The 2,924-nt window shown below is 59.3% G+C and carries 3 protein-coding genes; all 3 read left to right on the forward strand.

The features are described from left to right. Nucleotides 1–38 precede the first annotated feature (38 nt). Nucleotides 39–1,253, forward strand: a complete 1,215-nt coding sequence (locus tag AC1D1X_RS19640; RefSeq protein WP_477698951.1) for an ABC transporter substrate-binding protein — start codon at nucleotides 39–41, stop codon at nucleotides 1,251–1,253. A 117-nt stretch (nucleotides 1,254–1,370) separates the two neighbouring features. Further along, on the forward strand, nucleotides 1,371–2,246 hold the full coding sequence (locus tag AC1D1X_RS19645) for a branched-chain amino acid ABC transporter permease (protein WP_457280111.1): 876 nt from the start codon (nucleotides 1,371–1,373) through the stop codon (nucleotides 2,244–2,246). Continuing rightward, on the forward strand, nucleotides 2,243–2,924 hold a 682-nt coding region (locus tag AC1D1X_RS19650), incomplete at its 3' end, for a branched-chain amino acid ABC transporter permease (RefSeq protein ID WP_477698952.1). The genes AC1D1X_RS19645 and AC1D1X_RS19650, both read left to right, overlap by 4 nt.

The raw sequence follows: 2,924 nt of genomic DNA on the forward strand, positions 1-2,924 counted from the left end.
CATCACCTTGATTTTTTAACCCCCCAGAGGAGACAACCATGAAAAAACGATTCGCTCTCAAATTGATAGCTGCTTGCGCGCTTGCAGTAAGTGCCAGCGCTGGTTTTGCGCAAGACGTCATCAAGATCGCCAACATTGTCGAGCTGTCCGGCGGCGGCGCCACGGCAGGCACCAACTTCAAGAACGGCGTGGAGCTGGCCGTCAGGGAAATCAATGCCAACGGCGGCATCCTGGGGAAGAAAATCCAGACAACCACCGCTGATACGCAAAGCAATGYGGGCGTGGCCAAGGGGCTGACGCAAAAGGYCATCGATGACGACGCGTTTGCCATCTTTGGTCCGGTGTTCTCCGGCTCCATCATGGTCAGYATGGCCGAATCACGGCGCGCCGAGGTGCCCAACTTCACCGGGGGCGAGGCAGCCAGCATCACCGAGCAGGGCAACCCTTACGTGTTTCGCACCAGTTTCACGCAAGCCACTGCCATGCCCAAGGTGGCACGCTACATCAGTGACCAGGCCAAACTCAAAAGCATTGCCGTCATTTATGTGAACAACGATTTCGGCAAGGGCGGCATGGACTCGATCAGAAAAGCCCTCGCCAATTCGCCGACCAAAATCCTGAGCGAGATCTCCACCGAACCGGGCCAGGTCGACTTCTCCGCCGCGGTGCTGCGTGCCAAGCAAAGCAATGCAGACGGCGTGTTCGCCTATTCGAACGAAGAAGAGTCGGCACGCTTGCTGCGCGAGCTGCGCAAGCAGGGCTGGAACAAGCCCATCATCGGCGAAACCACCCTGACAGGCCAGAAAGTCATTGAGCTGGCCGGTGAGGCTGCCAACGGCGCGATTGCCCACGTGGGCTTGACGGTGGATGCGCCGGTGCCCGCCATCCGCGCTTTCAAAGCGAAGTTTGAGAAGGACTACAAGTACATCTCCGATCACAACGGCATGAAGGGCTACTCCGGTGTCTACGTGCTCAAGGCCGCCATCGAAAAAGCCGGCAAGCTGGACCGCAAGGCCGTGGCTGCGGCCATGAAGGGCTTGAAGGTCAACACCGACAAATATCCCGGCGCGCTGATGTACACCGAGTTCGACAACAAGGGCGACCTCGACCGCATGAGCTTCATGGTGGAAGTCAAAAACGGCAAGCAGGAAGTCATTGACATGGTTCCCCCGCTTGGCCTGGCCACCCGGGACGTGAGCAAGACCCTTCCTTTGGCACCTGCTGCTGCGGCCAAGCCAGCCGCGAAGAAGTAACTGAGTAACTGCAACCTCGGCCGGCCATGCGGGGCCGGCCGCTCATGGGGCAGGGCGCAAGCCCTTCCCATTGAGAACTCCGCTGAATACAACCGACTTTCTCCATCGGACCTTCCCATGACAGACTTTCTCCAACTCTTTTTCTCGGGCCTGGCCACCGGCAGCATTTATGCGCTGGCGGCCCTGGGCTTTACCTTGCTGTGGCAGGCCTCGGGAACGATCAACTTTGCGCAGGGTGAATTTGTCATGCTGCCGGCCTTCATGATGCTGGCCTTCATTTCGCTGGGCGCACCCATGCTGGTGAGCTTTGTGCTGGCGGTGCTGCTGGCCGTGTTGCTGCTGGGCTGGGTCTTCAAGCGGGGGGTGGTGGATCCGCTCTTCAAGTACGGCATGATGCCCATCGTCGTGGCGACCATCGGGCTTTCCATTGCCCTGCGCAATGGCGTGCGCGCCGGCTACAGCGCCGAAGCCCATCCTTTTCCGAGTCTCTTTGCCGACAAGCTGTTCAACATCGCCGGCGTCACGATAACGCTTCAGGACATCGGCACTTTTGCGCTGGCCCTGATCATCGTGATGGCGACACAGGCTTTCCTGGCCAAAACCGTCACGGGCCGTGCCATGCAGGCCGTGGCACAAAACACCGAAAGCGCTTCGGTACTGGGCATCAATGTGCCGCGCATGATTTTCTACACCTTCGCCATCAATGCCGTGCTGGCGGTGGCGGCGGCCCTGCTCGTTACGCCCACTTACCTCGCCAAGTTCGACATGGGCGAAGGCCTGGGTACCAAGGCTTTTTTTGCCGCCATCATCGGCGGTTTCAACAACTCGCGCGGCGCCTTGCTGGGCGGGCTGATTGTGGGGGTGTGCGAGAACCTGGCCGCTGCCTATATTTCTCCGGCCTACAAGGACGCCGTGGCGCTGGTTATTTTCATGGTGGTGATTCTCTTCAAGCCACAAGGCCTGCTGGGTAAAAAAGAGGAGCGCAAGGTATGAAGCTCGCCAACAACAAATTTGCCCTGGTATTGACGGTTCTGGCCGCTTTGCTGGTACTGGCGGTGCCGCAGTTCCTGAAGAGCTACGGCATCTACCTGCTGACCTACTGGCTGGTTTTTATCATTGCCACCATGGGACTGAACCTGACCATTGGCTACGCGGGCCAGAAATCGCTGGKCCACGCGGCCTTCTTCGGTATTGGCGCCTACACCGTCGCCATCCTGATGAAGGCGGGTGTCAGCTTCTGGCTTGGTTTGCCGGCTGCCGCACTGATCTGTTTTGCCGTCGGGCTGATCCTGGGTTTCCCGGCGCTGCGCGTGCAAGCCATTTACCTGGCATTCGCAACGCTGGGTTTTAACACCGCCATCTGGCTGGTCATGCGCAATGAAGAGTGGCTCACCGGAGGCACCTTTGGCATCAACAACATTGCACGGCCGTCCCTCTTCGGGTATTCGCTCGAAGGCAACCTGCCTTACTACTACTTTGTACTGGCCGTGACGGTCATCCTTTCGGGCCTGCTGTGGGGGTTGCTGCGCTCACCCTGGGGCAAGGCTTTCACGGCCTTGCGCGACAACCCGATACGGGCCGAGAGCCTGGGGGTGGACATCCGCAACTACACGCTGCTGAGTTTTGCCATTGGCGCGGCTTACGCCGGCATCGCCGGTGCGCTGTTTGCAT

This window comes from Polaromonas sp. P1_G4 (genome assembly GCF_056405475.1).

Excerpts from the sequence above, each read along its gene's own strand:
- AC1D1X_RS19645 (WP_457280111.1), top strand. The coding sequence starts at position 1,371 with ATGACAGACTTTCTCCAACTCTTTTTCTCGGGCCTGGCCACCGGCAGC.